The organism is Paenibacillus sp. JGP012 (genome assembly GCF_014203995.1).
Taxonomy (GTDB): Bacteria; Bacillota; Bacilli; order Paenibacillales; family Paenibacillaceae; genus Paenibacillus; species Paenibacillus silvae.
Window position 1 is genome coordinate 113,065 of record NZ_JACHKG010000013.1, and the last position, 21,090, is coordinate 134,154.

Genomic DNA, 21,090 nt, shown 5'->3' on the forward strand with positions numbered 1-21,090 from the left:
ACAGCGGGCGTGCGGGAAAGCAGGCTTAGCATTCAGTATCGTTTAGAATCTGGAATATCGACAATTGCTATAGAGGTATCCATTTAAGAGAATAAAGGGGGCTTGGATGATGGCATCTGAGGTCAAAGAACGTATTAATCTGAAAGAAATCAACTGTGAGAAGGAACTGACGCTGGCGGTGATTGGCGGCAAGTGGAAGCTCATTATTTTGTGGCATCTGGGTCTTGAGGGCACGAAGCGATTCAGTGAGCTGAAACGTCTGATTCCCCATATTACACAGAAGATGCTGACCAACCAGCTGCGTGAGCTGGAGGAGGACAAGCTGGTAGAGCGCAAGGTGTATGCCGAGGTCCCACCACGAGTGGAATATTCCCTGACAGATCATGGGGAGAGTCTGATGCCCGTGCTGCACGCCATGTACAACTGGGGCAAAAACTATGGAGAGAATGTTATCTGGAAAGACCTTTAAGAGAAGGATTTAACCCAACGTCAAGGAACTGGACACGTCCAGCGCTTGGCGTTTTTTTATCTTTTAGATCGATTGAAAAGAAACAATTGATTAGAACCTGACACATAGCCGGTTACTAATCGTCAAAGGTCCTTTCATAATCTCGTCCATGAATTGCCGCACGTTATTGCAACGTTGCTGACCTCGCTAACGATTCCAGGAAACGTTATTTACGCGATTTAGACCCTCCTGAAATTCTAACGATTTCACGAGACACTATTTTGCCAAAATGACGCCATTCCCGCCACTTTTGCATGATTTCCAGCGAAATAGCGTTCCTACGAATCGTTACATTTTCAAACGACCCAATTTGCACGGAATAAGGCTTCTGGGAATCGTTAGCGGTCTGAGCGAATCACACCACCTGATATCGGCGGGCTTTGGATGGCTAACATCCACCTGGCTGCTCTGATGCTCAGCCGTGCGGCCAAGCCTACATGCTTTTTGCCAAACTGACTGCTCTTTCCTGCCAAACTGGCTGACAACCAACGAACACCAAATGCTGTCAGTTAGTTCGTGATTGAACGCAGCGGAAGCAAGCCAACTAATCCAGCTTGATCTTTTATAAACGAACCCGGCTCGACCTTCTATGATAAGTTGAACGATTCATTTTACACATGAACGGAGCAGAGAGGACAGAAAAAACCGAAAAAGCGATGTGCTCGCCTGAAAGCTTTCTGCAAGAAAGCAACTTCGGAAGCACAGGCTTCTCAACAGTTTTTCCCCTGTGAGAATAAGGAAGAGAAAAATCCGGGGATAACCGCTGCCGCTACTCTCCAAGTTGTTCTGTCATCGGAGTGATCGTGTAAGATCTCAGAGTGGATTGTGTAAACTCTTTAGTTTAACTTTTATAGCCGGGCTTGATTTCTGTACTTGTAAACCAAAAGACTCATTCTCAGGTAATGTCATGTATAGATAAGCAGAGTGTGATACGATGAGAGATATTGGAAAAGTTTGAAAGAAGAAGCTTATGATTTTAGGCACGATGAGAAGAAGTAGTGTTACGAAGAAAGTATGATGGAAATTTAAGAAGAAAGTATGATGGAAATTTAAGAAGAAAGTATGTTGAAATGTTAAGAAGAAATATGAATGAAGCCCGAGAAAAAGTATGAAGGAATGTTGAGAAAAGTATGATGGAAGCTTGAGAAAAAGTATGTTAAAGATTGTCCATGAGAAAACGATGATGAGCTGAGGAACGGAGGAGCAAGCTGATGATGAATTCGGGGAAGGGGACAGTGAAAATGGTAAAAATACGTACACGTGCCGAGGTTATGGAGGAAGCTACCTGGGATCTGCGCGACTTGTTTGCAACAGATGCGGAATGGGAGCAGGAGCTCATGTCCCTGCCTGAGGCTGCTGCTCATATCGAGGCATTTCAGGGTTCATTGGGTCAAAGTGCACAGCAACTGCTCGCTTGTCTGGAAGCTCGTGAAGTTCTGCAGGAGCGGATTGGCAAAGCTGCTGCCTATGCCCGTTTGAAGCAATCGGAGGACAGCATCAACCCGGCAAACATTGTGAATGCTGCCAAAGCAGGAGATATTGTGTCCAGTCTGTCTTCGAGTCTATCTTTTATCTCTTCCGAGATTGTCTCGCTGCCAGACGGTACGATCGAGCGGTATGTAGAGGAGCTGCCGGCTCTGGAGCCGTACAAGCGCAGCCTGGAGCGGTTGATTGCGGAAAAAGCACATCGCCTTTCACCGGAAACGGAGAAGGTGCTTGCTTCACTCAGCGAGGTCTTGGATTCACCGTATCGAATCTATCAGCGAGGCAAGCTGGCGGATATGACGTTTGATGAAGCGCTGGATGGTGAGCATGAGTCCCGTCCGTTATCCTGGTCTTTATACGAAAATAATTATGAGATGTCAGCAGATACGGAGCTGCGCCGCTCGGCTTATGCTGCATTCAGCGCATCCTTGAATAGCTATAAAAACACGTTTGCCGAAGGATACGCCGCCGAAGTGAAGAAACAAGTGGTGTTATCACGTCTGCGCGGATATGACGACGTAACCGATATGCTGCTTGCTCCGCAGCAAGTGAGCAGGGAGATGTACAATAACGTGCTTGATATTATTCAAAAGGAGCTCGCTCCGCATATGCGCAGACTGGCTGCGCTGAAAAAGCGTGAGCTTGGACTCGACAAGCTGATGTTCTGTGATCTCAAGGCTCCGCTTGATCCCGAATTCAGTCCGGCGATTACATATGATGAGGCCTGCACGCTGATTCGTGAAGCTCTGGAAGTGCTCGGTCCCGAGTATGGAGAGATTGTTGAACGGGCCTTTAGTGAACGTTGGGTGGATTACGCGGACAATGCAGGCAAATCTACGGGAGCATTCTGTTCCTCTATCTATGGTGCGCACTCTTACATTTTGATCTCGTGGGCTGACAACATGCGTGGGGCGTTCACACTTGCCCATGAGGTGGGACATGCAGGTCATTTCATGCTGGCTGGCAAGTATCAACGACTGATAAATACACGTCCTTCTCTTTATTTTATAGAAGCGCCTTCGACGATGAACGAGATGCTGCTTGCAGATCACTTGCTCAAGCGTTCCGACAACCCGAGAATGCGGCGTTGGGTCATTTTACAATTGCTCAATACGTATTATCACAATTTCGTTACCCATCTGCTCGAAGGTGAGCTGCAGCGCAGGGTGTACGCACTTGCCACCGAGGATACACCCATCACGGCGAAGACGTTAAGTGAGCTGAAAGGTGCAGTCCTCTCTGAGTTCTGGGGTTCTGAACTCATTGTTGACGAAGGAGCCAAGCTGACCTGGATGAGACAGCCGCATTATTATATGGGTCTGTATCCATATACGTATGCAGCCGGTTTAACCGCGTCAACAGCAGCTGCACAGAAGATCAGGGAGGAAGGTCAGCCTGCGGTAGAGCGCTGGCTTGAAGCGCTGAAAGCTGGCGGCAGCCTGGAGCCGCTGGAGCTGATGAAGCTGGCAGGGGTGGACATGTCACAGCCTGAGCCGATTCGCACAGCTGTTGCTTATGTTGGCACACTTGTTGACGAACTTGAACGTCTGTATTCGTAATCCGGCTCATATAGTATAAGGACAAGGCAGAGCGGGTTGTCTGCATGCACCGTTCTCTGAGCGGGGATTGGTGAACTGTAATTTTGCAGATGGAAAGGAACGATGTGTTATGGCGGTAACGGACTTATTCTCATCCTTGGGCCGATTGAGTGTAGATGGCTTCGGAGGTTTTGATGATATGAGTGGTGTACCGGGATTTGAGGGCAATCAGAGCGGTTTTTTTTCGGGCTTTAATGAATTTGGAGCCATGGGTGCATTTGTTCAAATTGTTATCGCCATTGTGTTTCTGGTGGTAGCGGGCGGCATCGTTTATGCTATTTTTTCCGGTGTGCGAACCTGGTCCTCCAACAATGCGACTGCGGTGCTGACGCTGCATTCCAGAGTGGTGACCAAACGAACCGAGGTTAGTGGGGGAAGCGGAGACAGCAGCGCTACAACGAGGTACTATGCAACCTTTGAGTTTGATAACGGGGAACGGGTGGAGCTGAATGTTGGCGGGCAAATGTACGGTATGCTGGTGGAGCAGGATCGAGGCATGCTGACGTATCAGGGCACCCGCTTCAAACATTTTGAGCGAGATATTCAGCCGCAGTCCGGGCAAACCGAAACCAGAAGTGGACAATTTTATATGTAAAAGTGCAGCGGCTCCTCCCGAACAGGGAGCGGGCCGTTTTGTTGTGGGAGCGAAAAAGCGAATTCATGGGTATTCAAACGTTTACATTGATGATATACTCATAAAATAAAACAAAACAATATTAAACAAACATAAACAAACAATGTTTGGAGTTGAAGTAAAGAGTTACGGGCGTTGATGCTTTAAACTATAACGTGCCGAAAAGGTGGGAAAAGCAGTGAGTGTACTTGCTTATGATTTGGGTGCAGGCAGCGGCCGAGCCATACTCGGGCATCTGAACGATCGAGGCATGGAAACCCGCGAAATTCATCGTTTCAAAAATGAACCGGTGAAGGTTGGAGAGCGCATGCATTGGGATATTTTGCGGCTGCACCATGAAGTGCTTCAGGGATTAACGCTTGTAAAACAGCATGGTGAAGTGCCTGAGAGTCTGGGAATCGACTCCTGGGGTGTGGATTTTGGTTTGCTGGGCAGAAACGGCGAACTGCTTGGCAACCCCTATCATTATCGTGACATACAGTTTAATGGCATGATGGATCAGATTTGTCAGGAATTATCGGCAAAACGTATTTTTGAACGTACAGGCATACAGTTTCTTCCGTTTAACACCTTATATCAGCTGGCCGTGCTGAAACGGAGTGCGTCTCCGCTGCTGCGTGAGGCTGAGCGCTTTCTGATGATTCCTGATCTGCTGCGTTATTTCCTTACTGGCGAAGCGGTGAATGAGTTCACCAATGCCACCACTACCCAGCTTTACAATCCGATGCTTGCCGAGTGGGATGGGGAATTGCTTGACCATATTGGTGTCTCCAGGCAATGCTTCGGTGAAGTTGTAATGCCGGGTACTTCGGTTGGACAGCTGCGCAGCAGCATACGCCATGAACTGGGTCTTGCATCTATTCCTGTCATTGCAGTAGCAGAGCATGATACCGGCTCCGCTGTCGTGGCGGTTCCGGCGACGGAACGAGCGTTTGCGTACCTTAGCTGCGGAACATGGTCACTGATGGGCACCGAACTGGATCAGCCGACGATAAGTGCCGAGAGTCTTGCGCTGAACTTTACAAATGAGGGTGGAGCGGGAGGCACGTATCGCCTGCTCAAAAATATTATGGGGCTCTGGATTTTGCAGGAAAGCATGCGTCAGTGGGAGCGCGAAGGAAAAGGCATCAGTTATGCAGCTTTGCTGGCGAAGGCAGAGGCTGCGCCTCCGTTTGCGAGCTTGTTTGACCCGGATGATGATCTGTTTCTGCCTGCGGGAGATATGACGGAGCGAATTCGTCAGTATTGTCGCAACACGGGGCAGGTAGTACCCGAGGATCAAGGCAGCATAGCTCGTGCCATACTGGAGAGTCTTGCGCTCAAATACCGCAGAGTACTGGAATGGACAGAACAGCTGTCAGTCCAGTCCTTCAATGGTTTGCACATGGTGGGCGGCGGCATTCAGAACCAGCTGTTGTGCCAGTGGACGGCAAACTCGATCGGCAAGCCGGTATGGGCCGGGCCAGCGGAGGGGAGTGCCATCGGCAATATGGCTGTGCAATGGATGGCGAGTGGAGCATTCAAGGATATATGGGAAGCACGCCGCGTCATTCGCGATTCATTTCCTGTAGCGGAATATGAGCCACAGGACAGATCGGTATGGGCGGAAGCTTATGAGCGATTTATGCGAATCACGGCTGCCGCATCCGCTGCATTGCCGGGTTCAGACAGCGGGAATGAGGTGTAGGAATGCTGGCGGCAGAGCGATATGACCGAATTGTGGAACTTGTGAATATCAAGGGCAGCATGCGTGTATCAGAGCTCAGCGAGCGCTGCCGTGTAACGGAAGAAACCATTCGCCGAGATCTGGATCGGCTCGAGCGGGCCGGGCGACTGCGCAGGTCACACGGCGGGGCCGTCAGTGTGAAGGAGGATCAGCCGGAGATTCCTTATCGAATTCGGGAAACGACACATGCGCTTGAGAAGAAACGGATTGCTGATGCAGCCTTGGCCTTCATTGCAGCGGGAGATCGTATTTTGCTGGATGCCAGCACGACGGCAGGGTACATGGCAGCCAATATGCCGGATATACCGCTGACGGTGCTGACCAATTCCATTCAAGTCGCTACGGAGCTGAGCAGCCGGGACAACATCGAGGTCATCTCCACTGGAGGACAATTGGCGGCTCGCTCTTTATCCTTTGTTGGCCCGCTGGCAGAGCGTTCACTGGAAACCTACCATGTTGACAAACTGTTTTTGTCCTGCAAGGGAGTTCATGTTGAGAGCGGCGGCATCAGTGAATCAAGTGAACTACAGGCCAGATTGAAACAGAAGATGGTGGGAATCGCGGATCAGGTGATTCTGCTGGCGGATGCAAGCAAGTTTGGCATTCGGGCGTTCGCACGTGTGACGGGACTGGAGGCGGTGCACACCGTTATTACGGATCAGCCTTTGAGTGAAGAGCAGAAGTCCTTGTGCAGTACCTATCATCTGGAGGTCCATACGGTATAACGGAAACAGGATGCGGCTGGCTTGATTATGCAGAGCATTGACGTCAATACAGCAATGAGCCGTTTCTTTTTAGTATAAACGGCATGAACAATATATTGGTTAAGTTGGAGGTGGGATGATGAAGGTTTCAGGGAATAGGATGATGAAGGTTTCAGGGAATGGGACGATGAAGGTTTCCTTGTTTATAACCTGTCTCAGCGATGCCATCTATCCCCGAGTGGGAGAGGCAATGGTTCGTTTGCTGGCGGCTTACGGTGTTCAATTGGAATTTCCGCAGGTGCAGACCTGCTGCGGGCAGCCCTCCTATAACAGTGGATACTGGGACGAGACAAGAACAGCGGCCAAGACCATACTGGAAGCGTTTGATGACAGTGATTTTGTTGTCTGTCCGTCAGGCTCATGCACCTATATGATTCACCATTATCCCGAGCTGTTTGCAGAGGAGCCGATCTGGCTGGAAAAAGCGAAACGGCTTCAGGACAAGGCGTATGAATTTACGCAGTTTCTTGTGAAGGTGCTGGGCATAACCGATATCGGAGCTTCCTTTCCCCATAAAGTAACATACCATCCTTCCTGTCATGGCAGTCGTCTGCTCGGCGTGAAGGATGAGCCGCTCGCCTTGCTTGCCAATGTTAAAGGACTGGAACTGGTTCCACTGCCTCACGCTGAAGATTGCTGCGGATTCGGAGGTACGTTTGCTATCAAAATGTCTGATATCTCCGGGGCGATGGTGACCGAGAAGGTGGATCATGTCAAAGAAACACAAGCGGAGGTGCTCGTCGGACTGGATATGGCCTGTCTGATGAATATTGCGGGCAATCTCAGGCATAGAAATGAGCCTGTGCGCGTGATGCATCTGGCTGAGTTGTTATATGAAGGGGTGCAGACAAGATGAGCCAACCTGGCGTTATGGCTGAAACGGTCAAATCCCGAGCGGAATTGGCGCTGAATGATGATTTTCTTCGCAAAGCCGTGAAGTTTACAACAGAACGTTTGCGTAACGGCAAGAAAGCCGCTTCGGAAGAGCATGGCAACTGGGAAGAGTGGCGGGAGCGAGGACGCCAGATTCGGCTGCATACGATCGCACATCTCGATTATTATTTGAATGAATTTGTGAACAACGCACGTGCGAACGGTGTGCATATTCATTTTGCAGACACCTCTGTAGAAGCGGCAGCCATTGCGCTGGATATTGCGGAGCACAAGCAGGCTTCAAGCGTGGTCAAATCCAAATCCATGGTCTCCGAGGAAGTGCATCTTAACCATGTGCTGGAGGAGGCGGGCATTGAAGCGATCGAAACCGATCTTGGCGAATATATCATCCAGCTTGCGGGTGAAGCCCCGTCTCATATCGTTATTCCGGCCATTCACAAAAACCGGTATCAGATCGCGGAGCTGCTGTCCAAAGAAGCCGGAGAAGTGCTGGAGCCGGATACAACTGTGCTGGCCGGGTTTGTACGCAAGAAGCTGCGCGAGAAATTTCTGGAGGCCGACATCGGCTTGACGGGCTGCAATTTTGCGATAGCGGAGACGGGCTCGATGGTTTTATTTGAAAATGAAGGCAATGCCCGCATGGTATCTACCGTTCCCCGGACACAGATTACACTTATGGGCATGGAGCGAATCATCCCGTCCTGGGCAGACCTGGAGGTGATGGCTACCCTGCTGCCACGGTCGGCTACTGGACAAAAGCTTACGATGTACATGTCCGGCATTACAGGTCCTCGCCGCACGGCAGATGCAGATGGACCTGACGAGATGCACATCATTATCGTGGACAACGGCCGCTCGCTGCAGCTTGGTGATCCCGAGTTCCAGGAGCTGCTGAATTGTATTCGCTGCGGAGCCTGTCTTAATGCCTGTCCAGTGTATCGCCATATTGGCGGTCATGCTTACGGCGGGACCTACAGCGGACCTATTGGGGCAGTGCTGACCCCCGCATTAAACGGCAACATTGATGAATGGAATGATATCGCGAGTGCATCCAGTCTGTGCGGTGCCTGTTACGAAGCATGTCCGGTCAAAATTCCACTGCATGACATGCTCGTCTATTTGCGCCGGCGCAAGGTGGAGGAGGGCCATGGAAACAAGCTGGAAACGATGGGCATGAAGGGCTTCGCTGCTGTAGCGGCGAACTCCAAACGTTTCGCAGCTGCGATTCGGCTGGGACAGCTGGGACAGAAGGCTGTGGTGCGGAACGAGGGCATTACGTTAAAGCTTGGGCCGCTGAAAGGCTGGAACACCTACAGAGTGGCTCCAAGTCTGGCGAAAAAGTCCTTCCGGCAGCAGTGGAGCAAGCTGGAGCAGGAACTGAGTCAGCAGCCCAAGGTTATGGATACCGCTGTACATGAGCGAATGCAGCAGATCATCCACGAGCGCGGGGAAGGGGGCGGGAAGCATGGAAAGTGAACATCAGCAATGGCTGGAAGCCATGGATGTAAAATCAAGGCACAGGCAGGAGCAGTTCATGGACGACATCGCTGCCAAGTTGAGAAGACCCAGACAGCACAGCGCACCAGCTCATGCTTTTCGAGGGGCCCCGGACTTCTGGAACGAGCTGGAATGGGATGTGGAGAAGCGAATTCAGGCGTTTACAGATAACTTTGTCAGTGTGGGTGCTCATATCGCGAGGGTTCAGAGCATGGACGAGGTTGCACAGTTTATCACCAACAAAGCACATGAACTAAGTGCCAGATATCTGATTCGTCAGAATGAGCAGGCACTGACCGCTCTGGGACTGGAGGAAAAGCTTTCGCATGTACAGGTCTCCGTCTGGAACAGTGAGCCTGGTGTGAACTGGAGAGCACGGGCGGCAGAAGCGGATATTGGTGTAGTGATGGCTGATTATGCTACAGCCTATACAGGCTCGGTTACCGTGCTTTCTTCCCCGGAGAAAGGCCGCTCCGTCAGCTTGCTGCCAACGGTGCTGATTCTGATCATTCCGGTCGAGAGGCTGCACACCAGATTGGGTGAGACACTGGATCGCTTCGACGAAGCAGGAAGAGAACAGCTGCCTGCGGGTATTCACTTTATATCCGGTCCCAGCCGTTCCTCCGATATCGAAAATGATCTGACCATCGGAGTTCACGGCCCCGGAATTGTATACGGTCTAATTGTAGGCTAGCAGGGCTGTGCAGCATATAGATATCGAATTTCATGACTGTCCTGATGGCGTTTTAACGCCAGGGACAGTTTTTGCATTTTTTTACATATATCAAAACGAGCCTCAGGACCTACTACTTTGGTGGAGTTGAAGACTGAGACGGTAGATGCTATTGTAAAGATACATAAAGAGAAACGCCCATTTTTTTTACTCGAAAATGACTGGATTACGATTCTGGTCAATCGGTACTGTCTGTAATATTTTAGAAATACGATTGATCATGAATCAAGTGAAATGGGAGTCACCATGCTATAAGCTGAAGGGGAAATGCAAGCAAGGTTGCTATGTCGCAGCACTCATCATTTACATTTTTTGAGAAAAAGAAGGAGTGAGAGTTATGCCATCTGTTTCTGTGCCTCAACCCAAAAAGTACGGTCCACTGGGTAATCTGCCCCATCTGGATCTGGAAAAGCCAACGCAATCTCTGGTCAAATTAGCAGAAGAATACGGTCCTATTTTTCGAATGGAGTATGCAGCGCGAAGTGAGCTGTACATTTCAAGCGAGAAGTATGTAGCCGAAGCCTCGGATGAATCCAGATTTGATAAAAGAGTATGGGCACCGCTTGCCAAGGTACGTGCTTTTGCAGGAGATGGGCTGTTCACGAGCCGTACAGATGAACCTAACTGGAAAAAAGCGCATAATGTGCTGCTCCCCAGCTTTAGCCAGCGGGCAATGCAGGGTTATCATACGAAAATGGTGGACCTTGCCGTGCAGCTCGTCCAGAAGTGGGCAAGACTGAATCCGGATGAAACGGTCAATGTGCCTGAGGACATGACTCGGCTTACGCTGGATACAATCGGTTTGTGCGGATTTAATTATCGTTTTAACAGCTTTTATCGGGAAGAGCCACATCCCTTTATTGGAAGCATGGTCCGTGCGCTTGATGAATCGATGAGCTCGCTGCAGCGTTTGCCTTTGCAGGATAAGCTGATGTTCGCCAAAAAGAAGCAATTTGAACAGGACATTCGCTCTATGTTCGAGCTGGTGGATCACATCATTGCAGAGCGCAAGGCGCATCCGCAGGAAGATGCAGACGATCTGTTATCCCACATGCTCAGTGGTAAAGACCCGGAAACCGGGGAAACGCTGGATGATGAGAACATCCGTTATCAGATCATTACGTTCCTGATTGCCGGACATGAGACGACAAGCGGTTTGCTATCCTTTGCGGTATATTATTTGATGAAAAATCCCGATAAGCTGGCAAAGGCTCAGGCCGAAGCAGATCGGATTCTGAAAGATCCGGTTCCTACCTATAATCAGGTTCGGCAATTAAAGTATGTACGTATGGTGCTGAATGAAGCGCTGCGTCTGTGGCCAACAGCCCCGGCATTTTCTCTGTACGCGAAGGAAGATACGGTGCTCGGAGGTCAATATCCGCTGCAAAAGGGCGACAGCGTTAACGTACTGATCCCCAGATTGCACCGGGACAAGGAAGCCTGGGGGGACGATGTGGAGGAATTCCGGCCTGAGCGCTTCGAAGACCCGAGCAAAGTACCGCATAACGCCTACAAGCCGTTCGGCAATGGACAGCGTGCATGTATCGGACAGCAGTTTGCCCTTCAGGAAGCAGCGCTTGTGCTGGGCATGGTGCTGAAGCATTTTGATTTCATTGACCACATGAATTATCAGCTCGATGTCAAGGAATCTTTGACGCTTAAACCGGATCATTTCATCATTCGTGTGCGCGCTCGTGGGGGGCAGCCAGTGATGGCTGTGCCTGCTGGTGGTGGTGGTGCGGTGCAAGAATCGGCTTCAGCAGCCAAAAAGAGTGAAATGCAGGCTGTGGACTCACACGATACACCCTTGCTTGTATTGTACGGGTCCAATCTGGGTACGGCGGAAGGCATTGCTCGTGAGATCGCTGATACTGCCACATATCAGGGCTTCCGCAGCGAAGTGGCTGCCCTGGATGAACGGGTAGGCACACTTCCAAAAGAAGGGGCTGTCCTTATTGTCAGTGCATCGTATAATGGTCAGCCGCCAAGCAATGCGAAAAAGTTCGTAGAATGGATCGAACAGGCAGATGGCGACGCCTTTAAGGGTGTGAAGTATACAGTGCTGGGTTGTGGTGACCATAACTGGGCCAGCACGTATCAGCGCATTCCACGTCTGATTGATGAGCAGCTGTCCTCACGCGGGGCGAAGCGGCTTTCCTCCCTTGGTGAATCGGATGCCAGTGGTGATTTTGAGAAACAGGTGGAGGATTGGACAGAACAATTATGGCCAGACCTTGCGCGTACGCTGGAGCTGAAGCTGAATACCCGGTCCAATAATGAACGCAGCTCTCTGTCCGTGCAATTTGTTACCGGGATGGCTGTTACGCCACTGGTGGATACGTATAATGCTCACACAGCTTCCATCGTGGAGAACAGAGAGCTTCATGACGAGGGCAGCGAACGCAGTACAAGACATCTTGAGATTCAGCTGCCGGAGGGCATCACATACAAGGAAGGGGATCACCTGGGCATACTGCCGAAAAATTCACCTGAGCTTGTGGAACGTGTGCTTCGCCGCTACGGATTTACGGGCGCGGAACATCTGGTGCTGGATGCATCAGGTCGAAGTGCAGCACATCTTCCGATACAGCAGCCAGTGAATCTGTACGATCTGCTCAGTCATAGCGTGGAGCTGCAGGAGACTGCAACGCGCGCACAACTGCGAGAGCTTGCCGCCTACACCGTTTGTCCTCCGCACAAGAAGGAGCTTGAGGCGCTGCTGGATGAATCGTTGTATATGGAGGAAGTACGTAACAAACGTATATCCATGCTTGATTTTCTGGAAAAGTATGAAGCCTGTGAATTGCCGTTTGAACGTTTCCTTGAATTGCTGCCTTCCTTGAAGGCCAGATATTATTCCATCTCCAGTTCACCACGGGTACAGGCGACGCAGGCGAGTATTACGGTAAGTGTAGTGCAGGCACCTGCATGGAACGGTAAAGGCATTTATAAAGGCGTAGCATCCAATTATCTGGCGGGTTTGAAGGCTGGTGATGAGGTTGTGATGTTTGTCCGCAGCCCTGAATCCGGCTTCCAGCTGCCAGAGCACTCAGAGGTACCGATCATTATGGTAGGCCCTGGAACCGGTGTGGCGCCATTCCGTGGTTTCCTGCAGACCCGATATGTAATGAAGCAGCAGGGGCAGCAGATTGGCGAGGCTCATCTCTACTTTGGCTGCCGCAATCCCGAGCATGATTATCTGTACAAAAACGAGCTTGAAGCTGCAGAGCAAGAGGGACTTGTCCAGCTTCATACGGCATTCTCCCGCGTTGACGGGCAAGAGAAGTGTTATGTACAGCATCGAATGAAGCATGATGCTCAACTGTTGATTCCTTTGCTGGAGAGCGGTGCACACCTCTATATCTGTGGAGATGGCAGCCATATGGCTCCGGATGTAGAAGAAGCACTCAAGCAGGCTTATGCCGCTGTTCGAGGCAAAACTTCTGAAGAGGCGCAGGTCTGGTTTGAGCAGCTGGAGGAGCAGGGCCGTTATGCCAAGGATGTGTGGGCAGGCAACTGAGCGGAGATAAGGGTGTGTTGGGAAGTAACTGACGGAGGTTAGGTGGTTTGTTTTAACGATAAAATGAATCCATGACTGTTGCATTTTAACGACAGGTGACATGCCACGCGGTGGGAACTGGAATGAACCGGTTCTCACCGCTTTTTGCTGGAGCCGTTTCAATTGAGCTAATGTCGGCGGATACAAGTGCGTTTCAGCTTATAGCTTCGTCGGTTGGGACGATAGATTGACTCCACACTGGAGAGTGGAAACAGAATGCGGGACGGAACTCTGCCTTTGCCCTGCAGCTCGATATAGTCAATCCCTACACCCACCAGTCTCATATTTCGGAACGCATTGCGGGAAGGGAAGGTCGTGCGAATCCCTACTCTTGCACCCCTCCGTGTGCGCGGTATATCGAATACACGAATGGAATTCAGGCTCAGCGGAATAAATAATTGATGATTTACTTTGATAAAATTACGCGGGAATACCTGCCGAATGCGTCCAGGTTCCAGACCGGATCGCGGGGTGTTCAGTTCAGCGATATGCCCCTGGAATTGGGCCAAGCGCTGTTGAAGGGTTTTGCCTGTACGAAGATGATGCCAGCTCATAAGTCATCCTCCGTTCATCATTTATAGCTAGTATATGAATGAACAGGGGAGGAAGGTGAGCAATTGACAGCCCATGTTCGTAATGCTCTGTTTATATAGAACATGGGAAAAGTGAATAAGAAAAGGTGCAGGCTAGAGATGAAACGTCTCTAAAGCTTGCACCCTTGTTTAGGTTGAGATGATCCAGTCTCGAAGACACGTAACGACACTAAAATTGAACGAGCGTATCTACCTTGACCGGAAGGCCGGTTGCAATCGCACGATTGGCTGCAATACCCGTCAGAATCGAACGGGCGCCGTCCACATGATCCGCCGCGCGATGGAATGGATCTTCTGCCGGCTCACCAAACAGGTCGTTCAGCAGCACAGGATCACCGCCGCCGTGACCGCCTTCCTTTTCCTCCACTTCAACTTCATAAGGGGCACCGAACATGGGCAGCACACGCAGTGTTTTGCCGATTAATGCGCCTTCCTTACTCTTGTCACCCAGCGAGTTAACGTAGGACTGTTCTACAATGTTCATCTCCATCCGGCCTTTTGTGCCGTTGATGGCGATGCGATAACCTTCCCATGGCTGGTAAGCGACAAGGGAGTAAGTCAGAATGGCTTTGTTGCGATATTTGACGAGAACACCCATCGTATCTTCAATGTTGATGCCATCCCCGAATACACTTTGATCCCGCTGATATCCGTCCTCGGTTTCGGCATCCAGATACATGGATTTCAGATGAGCATCCGAATCCAGATGCAGGGCGAACGGGTCTTCCTTTGCAAGCGGGTTGCCTGTTGCACGATTATAAAATTGAGTCACGCCACGATCTTCGGCATTTTCTCTGCCGTAGAACATCAGATCTCCGAAGGCAAATACCGTCTCCGGCTGCGATCCGATCCAGAAGTTCACCAGGTCAAAGTGGTGAGTGGATTTGTGCACCAGCAGACCGCCGCTATTGCGCTTGTCCCGATGCCAGCGCCGGAAATAATCTGCGCCGTGGCGGGTATTCAGCAGCCACTCAAAGTGCACGGAGGTTACTTTTCCAATCGTATCGTTCAGAATAAGTTCCCGGATTTTGGTGTGATGTGGTGCATAACGATAGTTAAAGGTTACGCGTACATGCTGTCCTGTACGTTTAACGGCATCCAGAATCTCCTGGCATTTCTCTTCGTCAATGGTCATCGGTTTCTCGGTAACAACGTCACATCCCAGTTCCATCGCACGAATAATGTATTTGTGATGCGTCCGGTCTACGCTGGTAACAATGACGTAGTCGGGCTTCTCTTGTTCAATCATCTGATCGAACTGATCTGCCGTGTATGTTGGCACTTCAGGGTAGTTATACTTTTCTCGCAGCAGCTGATTGGCATAATTCATACGAATCTGATTCATATCGCAAAAGCCGACGAGCTCGGAAGTTTCGTTGAAATCCCGGGTCAAGGCTCCATAGAAAAATTCAGCCCGGCCGCCAGTACCGACCAATACATATCGTTTCTTGTTACCCACGCATATCGCCTCCTTGAATATAGGTCTAGCCTATAACAAAGGAACACTTCTTTCGCCGCATTTTTTGCGTAATCGCTTTCAAACACCGCATATTTTGCTATAATTGTGGCAAAGGAGAGACCGAATATGACAGAAGCCATTCGTGCGGAATACCGGGATGAGACGGGTTATTTACATATGGAATACGATCGTCGTATCGGATATTTTTCCATGGCGGACGATCATTTTCATGACCATTATGAGCTTTATTACCTGCTGTCTGGTGAACGCATTTATTTTATCAAGGATCGCTCGTATCGGGTGAAGGCAGGGGATCTTGTGTTTGTCGATCGCAACACGGTGCATAAAACACTTGAAAGCGGCATGCCCGACCATGAACGAATTGTTTTGTATGTGAAGCCTGAGCTGTTTGCCGCTATGGCCGTTGCATCAGCATTGACAGATGCGCTGACAGAGCCGTTTCGCTGGGATGTGCCGATTGTCAGGCTGCCCGCTCAGAGCGGGAAGGTGACTGAGGGGATTGTGACCGAAATACTGAAGGAGATGCGTCATCCTGATGAGGGCACGGGCATGATGCTTCGTCACCGGGCGCTGGAGCTGCTGCTTCATACGTATCGTTGCCGTCACTTGGGCCGTATACATATGAGTGAGCAGGAACCTGTTCTTCACCCGAAGATTCAGACCGTAGTCCGCTATCTGAATGACCATTATGCTGCAGCATTGACATTGCCGGAGACCGCTGCCCGGTTTCGAATCAGTCCACATTATCTCAGCCGGCTGTTCAAACAAACGACGGGTTTCACCTTCAGTGATTATTTGAATTTGCTGCGTGTGAAGGAAGCTCAGCGTCTGCTTCGTGAAACGGAGCAGTCTGTCACAGACATCGCCCTGCTTGCGGGATTCGGGAATTTTTCACATTTCGGCAAGGTGTTCAAGCGTATCGTGCAGTTGTCGCCCAGAGCATACAGGCAGGAGTTCAAGAACGGGGTGGAGTCAAAGAAATAAAATCAAAATCAGGGGCATATCCAATTTTGGTGCATTGCACAAACAACTTCCATGTTTTACATAGCATTATATAATCATTTCAGGATGTATTTTATTTGATTGTACATAAAGGAGATGGAATGCTGTTTATGAGTAGAATCGATGCCAGACTACAGGAATTGGGAATTATACTTCCGCGCTCCAGTGCTCCTGCCGGAAAATATGCCAATGCCGTCATTGTGAATGGAATGATGATCATTGATTCTATTTTTCATGTGGAGGCGTAAGTTCTGATGACAGATAAAGGGGCAATTAATTCGATTATGCTGGACTTTCCCGAGAGTTTTCAGACGGAACGTCTGACTATTCGTGCTCCGCGGTGGGGAGACGGCAAAGAGATGAATGAAGCCATTCGGGAAAGTGCCGAGCAGCTGCGGCCCTGGATGCCCTTTGCCGAGAACATTCCTTCAATAGAAGAGTCCGAAATCGTTGTACGCAAAGCCAGATTGAAATTTATGGACCGCAGTGACCTGATGCTCCATTTGCGTGATCAAGCTTCGGATGAGTTTATTGGCTGCAGTGGTTTGCACCGGATTGACTGGAATGTGCGCTGCTTCGAGATTGGCTACTGGGTGCGAACTTCGCGCTCAGGTGAAGGGTTAGTCACAGAGGCGGTGCGGGGAATCGAACAATTTGCGATCATGCATCTGCAGGCCAATCGGCTCGAAATTCGCTGTGATTCCCGAAATGTCCGCAGTGCAAAGGTGGCTGAACGGGCAGGGTACACACTGGAAGGGATTTTGCGCAAAGTCAAGCAGGATCGCACAGGTGAAGGGGTGGATATGATGGTTTTTGCCAAAGTCAGAGGCAGTGAGTTTAAATAAAAAGGAAGAAGTATAGAGGGAAACCCAAGTGGGTGTGATATTGTGACCATGCAGAATAAACAGATCAGGGGCATAGGTTCTTACTCAGGGGAATCAATTGAATGGAACGTCAGGAGGACAATGAATGGAATGCATGGGTCAAGGAAGAACAGCGGAGATTTATCAGTATGCGGATAATCTGCTGCTGAAGTTATATCGTCCAGGTTTTTCAAGGGAAGCCGTTGAAACTGAATTTCGTATCAGCGAATTGGTCTATGAGAAAGGGCTCCCTGTACCTCGTGCAGTGCAGCTGCTGGAAAAAGATTCACGTCTGGGCGTCGTGTTTGAACGTTTTGAAGGCTCAACGCTGTTATCCTTGATGATGCAGCAGCCCGAAGAGTTGGAGCAGTTCTCATCCCGCATGGCGGACTATCATTACCAACTCCACAGATTACACGATGAGAGCAGTACAATGCCTGGCCAGAAAAAGGTTCTGAAGCATGCCATCCAGCGCGTGTCCAAGTTCTCTGAACGTGAACAGGAGTGCCTGATCAACCACTTGTCCCGCTTGCCTGAAATGAGTTATATCTGTCATGGTGACTATCATCCCGATAATGTCATGCTTGCCAGGGACGGTGAGCAGTATTGTATCATTGATTGGATGACAGGTATGGCGGGTGATCCTGCGGGTGATGTGGCCCGAACGTGGGTAATATTAATGAGCGGCAATCTGCCTGATAATGAAGCACCAGCAATTCGGGAAGCATTCGAACGGGCCCGCAGCATCATGCTGCAGCATTATTTAGAGCGGTATATCGCTCTTTCAGGGATCAGTCGTGAACAAATTGAAGCCTGGATGCTGCCAGTAGCAGCGGCACGGCTGGATGAAAATTTGCCGCCCTCGGAAGCAGCGCAATTGATTGAATTCGTGCGAACCCGATTACGGATGCTGCCCGAATCAATATAAACAACATCATGAGATAAAGAGGTGAGGCTTCATGCTGCACGCGCTAAAAGCAATCCGAATGTACAAATCCAAATCAAAAGATACACAGCAGCATATAACAGCCGAGCCGCAGTGGCTGCAGCTGCTGGCAGCGGCAGAGAAGCCGCGCATCAATCTGGAGCGTGTTCACTCGATGGCTGAACTCGAGCACACCAATGCTGTCATGGATTATACGGAGCGCACACTTCAGGTACTGGAGGGACTGCGGCTTTCCTTCTGGATCCGTGAGCTGCTGGAGGAGGTGCTGGCCTGGTCGGAGACAGCGAAGGGTGGTTCGTTGGAACAGCGCAGAGCTTGGCAGCAGCAGGGCATTAACCTGTTTGTACATAATATTGGCTCAGCCCAGTTATACGAGCTGTATGCAGCATCTGCAATCCGGACACCAAAGCATGAGATTATTCGCACCTTGATTGCAACGCATGGTCTTATTGGACAGTATATTCGAGGTGAGATTCCATTTGTGGAGAACCTGCCTCTCCGCTCACTGACTGCCGAAGGCTGGGTTACCGATGGTGAACTGCGTGAAATATTGATGGCCTTGAATGAATGCATCATTGCAGGTGTGCATGAAGACCTGTGGAGCCAGGTTCAGGACGAGGCGCGGCAAATCATAGGCTGGATTGTGGATGGAACGGAGCACAGGGATTGGACTGTGAAGGAGCGTTTGTCCCGTCTGAGAAGTGGTTCGATCCGGCATGGTGAAGCTATGGATAAAACGTATGCAGAGCTAGGAAAGCGGATTACTGTAGAGCAGCAGTTAGCACCCCTTGCTTCGCGTACCCTGTGGTACGTCGAGTCAGCCATGCGAGATTTTTCGCTGGAAGAGATGGTCAAAGTGTTCATGCTGGCACTTCACAGTGAAGAATGGAACCAGGGAAATATGCAGAACACAATAAATACGGGGAATGCGGAGAACACGGGAATCACGGAGATCAAACAAATAAAGCAGCATGATGAACGTATTTCTGCGACTTCGATTCATCATATCAGCTTTGAGCCGTTAATGAACACGATGTATTACGACTACAAGGGTGTCAAAAAGCTGAATATTTACAAGAAACGCATGATTGAAAAATATCTGGAGCAGTATTCGTGGGAACAGCTCGTTACGGGGCAGCAGCTGCCTTATCCGCATCTCGGACATCGCATTGAACGATACTCGGACGTGCCGGATACGCTGTTTGTGACGTTTGAATTCTCACCTGCCGCAGAAAAACTGATTGCGTTCTGTATTGAGGCTGAGAAATCTCCATTGTATGAGCAGGCTGTGCTGTTGTTATTTGACCTGTTCGGGCTGCGCCGGGATGCATATGACCGTTTCCACAACGAAGAAACCTATCTAGCAGACATGAACAGCTCGGGGGATTACAAGAAGGTGCTGCTGGACTATATAGTTGGCAAACGTGTGCTTGACATCGGCCCAGGCGGGGGGGTTCTGCTGGATCTGATTGAACAGGAAAAGCCGGAGGTGGAGCCGATCGGCATTGATATTTCGTCCAATGTAATTGAAGCGCTGGAGCGTAAGAAGCAGATGGAATCCCACCGGTGGCATGTAATGAAAGGGGACGCCCTGCAACTGGATCAATATGTCGAGGCTGGCACGGTAGATACGGTCATTTTTTCCTCGATTCTGCATGAGTTATATTCTTATATTGAGCGGGACGGACACAGATTTAATACAGATACGGTGGCCGCTGCGCTGCGCAGTGCTTTTCAAGTGCTTTCTCCGGGAGGAAGAATTCTGATTCGGGACGGCATTATGAGTGAGCCGGAGTCATTGAAACGGCGTATTCGCTTTCTGGAGCCGGATGGCATGCAATGGCTGGAACGTTATGCTGCGGATTTCAAAGGTCGTGTGATTACGTATGAACGTCTGTCGGATCATGAGGTTATACTCCCGATTAATGACGCGATGGAGTTCCTGTACACGTATACCTGGGGTGAGGAGGCTTATGTGCACGAAATTCAGGAGCAGTTCGGCATATTCACACCGCAGGCTTATGAGCAGTGCATCCGGGAGACGCTGGGGGAAGAAGCAGATATTTTGATGCTGCGTCATTTTCTGCAAGATGGCTATACCGAGGCGTTGGCAGAGCGGATTATGATCATGGATGAGCACGGTGAGCCTGTGGCCTTGCCCGACAGCACCTGTCTGATTGTGATTGAAAAAAAGGGAAGGGTACTTGCATGAGCCAGGAAGCTCACACACGTCTATATTTTGTAAGACATGCGGAATCCCGATATGTCGAGGGCAGGGAGCGTGAGCGTGGGCTCACGCAACAGGGGTGTCTGGATGCCCGGAAAATTGCCAATCTCATGCAGCAAGAGGCTGTAGACATTTTTTACTCCAGTCCATATCTCAGAGCTGTGCAGACCATCCAGGCTTGGGCTGAGTTCTGCGGAAAAACGGTGTGCACGGAGGAGGATTTACGTGAGCGAACGCTGTCTGGCCCTCATGTGAAACATGAGCATTTTCATGAAGCCAAACGGCGTTTGTACCTTGACGCTACGTTTGCTTTTCCAGGTGGAGAATCCGGACAACAAGCGCGGACAAGAGCAATAAGTGTGATAGAAAGGATTGTGCAGAAGCATGCAGGCCAGAGCATTGTGATCGGTACACATGGGGATGTGATGACGCTTATTTTTCAGCATTTTGATCCGGCTTACGGGTTCGAATTCTGGGAAAGCACAACGATGCCAGATATTTACCGGCTTGATCTGGATAGGAATCACCACATGCTGCGGATTGTTCGATTGTGGCAATGACGACAGAATGGAGCAGCTCAT

18 protein-coding genes are annotated in these 21,090 nt (G+C 50.1%); 15 read left to right on the forward strand and 3 right to left on the reverse strand.

The genetic code is table 11. From position 1 onward, the window contains the following. Window positions 1-109: 109 nt before the first annotated feature. Window positions 110-469: a winged helix-turn-helix transcriptional regulator gene (locus HNR77_RS16995; RefSeq protein WP_145403742.1), complete on the forward strand. Its 360-nt coding sequence runs from the start codon at window positions 110-112 to the stop codon at window positions 467-469. A 377-nt stretch (window positions 470-846) separates the two neighbouring features. Here the strand turns inward: HNR77_RS16995 and HNR77_RS17000 are convergent, their stop codons facing one another. Next, window positions 847-993 carry a hypothetical protein gene (locus HNR77_RS17000; RefSeq protein WP_184186746.1) on the reverse strand — a complete coding sequence of 49 codons (147 nt, stop codon included), beginning with the start codon at window positions 991-993 and terminating at the stop codon, window positions 847-849. Between the two features lie 756 nt (window positions 994-1,749). On the opposite strand from HNR77_RS17000, the gene pepF reads away from it, so the two are divergent. From pepF to HNR77_RS17040, 8 genes are all read left to right on the forward strand, one after another. Continuing rightward, a complete protein-coding gene (gene pepF / locus HNR77_RS17005) occupies window positions 1,750-3,552 on the forward strand; it encodes an oligoendopeptidase F (RefSeq protein WP_184186749.1) in 1,803 nt (600 codons plus the stop codon). A 109-nt stretch (window positions 3,553-3,661) separates the two neighbouring features. Next, window positions 3,662-4,186, forward strand: coding sequence for a DUF2500 domain-containing protein (locus tag HNR77_RS17010; protein WP_260410609.1), 525 nt, complete (start codon window positions 3,662-3,664; stop codon window positions 4,184-4,186). 217 nt (window positions 4,187-4,403) lie between these two features. Continuing rightward, window positions 4,404-5,912 (forward strand): rhamnulokinase, encoded by a 1,509-nt coding sequence (locus tag HNR77_RS17015; RefSeq protein WP_184186752.1) that lies wholly within the window; start codon window positions 4,404-4,406, stop codon window positions 5,910-5,912. A gap of 2 nt (window positions 5,913-5,914) precedes the next feature. Next, entirely contained in the window at window positions 5,915-6,676 is a 762-nt protein-coding gene (locus HNR77_RS17020) for a DeoR/GlpR family DNA-binding transcription regulator (RefSeq protein WP_184186755.1), read from the forward strand. 166 nt (window positions 6,677-6,842) lie between these two features. Further along, window positions 6,843-7,571 carry a (Fe-S)-binding protein gene (locus HNR77_RS17025; protein WP_184186871.1) on the forward strand — a complete coding sequence of 243 codons (729 nt, stop codon included), beginning with the start codon at window positions 6,843-6,845 and terminating at the stop codon, window positions 7,569-7,571. Beyond that, window positions 7,568-9,085: a LutB/LldF family L-lactate oxidation iron-sulfur protein gene (locus tag HNR77_RS17030; RefSeq protein ID WP_184186758.1), complete on the forward strand. Its 1,518-nt coding sequence runs from the start codon at window positions 7,568-7,570 to the stop codon at window positions 9,083-9,085. The genes HNR77_RS17025 and HNR77_RS17030 overlap by 4 nt, the downstream gene beginning before the upstream one ends. Continuing rightward, a complete protein-coding gene (locus tag HNR77_RS17035; protein WP_184186761.1) occupies window positions 9,075-9,800 on the forward strand; it encodes a LutC/YkgG family protein in 726 nt (241 codons plus the stop codon). Before HNR77_RS17030 ends, HNR77_RS17035 begins: the two co-directional genes overlap by 11 nt. A gap of 376 nt (window positions 9,801-10,176) precedes the next feature. After that, window positions 10,177-13,359: a bifunctional cytochrome P450/NADPH--P450 reductase gene (locus tag HNR77_RS17040; RefSeq protein ID WP_184186764.1), complete on the forward strand. Its 3,183-nt coding sequence runs from the start codon at window positions 10,177-10,179 to the stop codon at window positions 13,357-13,359. A 167-nt stretch (window positions 13,360-13,526) separates the two neighbouring features. Here the strand turns inward: HNR77_RS17040 and HNR77_RS17045 are convergent, their stop codons facing one another. Together HNR77_RS17045 and HNR77_RS17050 are read right to left on the reverse strand one after the other, a co-directional pair. Next, window positions 13,527-13,952 (reverse strand): hypothetical protein, encoded by a 426-nt coding sequence (locus tag HNR77_RS17045; protein WP_184186766.1) that lies wholly within the window; start codon window positions 13,950-13,952, stop codon window positions 13,527-13,529. Between the two features lie 208 nt (window positions 13,953-14,160). Beyond that, on the reverse strand, window positions 14,161-15,450 hold the full coding sequence (locus tag HNR77_RS17050) for a Gfo/Idh/MocA family oxidoreductase (RefSeq protein WP_184186768.1): 1,290 nt from the start codon (window positions 15,448-15,450) through the stop codon (window positions 14,161-14,163). Window positions 15,451-15,576: 126 nt separating this feature from the next. Here HNR77_RS17050 and HNR77_RS17055 point away from each other — a divergent pair, with 126 nt between their 5' ends. The 6 genes from HNR77_RS17055 (at window position 15,577) to HNR77_RS17080 (ending at window position 21,069) form a co-directional block, all read left to right on the forward strand. After that, complete coding sequence (locus tag HNR77_RS17055) at window positions 15,577-16,455, forward strand: AraC family transcriptional regulator (protein WP_184186770.1); 879 nt, start codon at window positions 15,577-15,579, stop codon at window positions 16,453-16,455. Between the two features lie 128 nt (window positions 16,456-16,583). Beyond that, the gene (locus HNR77_RS17060) at window positions 16,584-16,721 is read left to right on the forward strand and encodes a hypothetical protein (RefSeq protein WP_184186772.1); all 138 of its coding nucleotides are present in this window, start codon (window positions 16,584-16,586) and stop codon (window positions 16,719-16,721) included. Window positions 16,722-16,727: 6 nt separating this feature from the next. Further along, on the forward strand, window positions 16,728-17,318 hold the full coding sequence (locus HNR77_RS17065; protein ID WP_184186774.1) for a GNAT family N-acetyltransferase: 591 nt from the start codon (window positions 16,728-16,730) through the stop codon (window positions 17,316-17,318). 124 nt (window positions 17,319-17,442) lie between these two features. Next, a complete protein-coding gene (locus HNR77_RS17070; protein WP_184186776.1) occupies window positions 17,443-18,264 on the forward strand; it encodes a phosphotransferase family protein in 822 nt (273 codons plus the stop codon). Window positions 18,265-18,295: 31 nt separating this feature from the next. Next, window positions 18,296-20,494 carry a class I SAM-dependent methyltransferase gene (locus HNR77_RS17075; RefSeq protein ID WP_184186778.1) on the forward strand — a complete coding sequence of 733 codons (2,199 nt, stop codon included), beginning with the start codon at window positions 18,296-18,298 and terminating at the stop codon, window positions 20,492-20,494. Then, window positions 20,491-21,069 (forward strand): histidine phosphatase family protein, encoded by a 579-nt coding sequence (locus HNR77_RS17080; protein ID WP_184186780.1) that lies wholly within the window; start codon window positions 20,491-20,493, stop codon window positions 21,067-21,069. Before HNR77_RS17075 ends, HNR77_RS17080 begins: the two co-directional genes overlap by 4 nt. The last annotated feature ends 21 nt before the right edge of the window (window positions 21,070-21,090 follow it).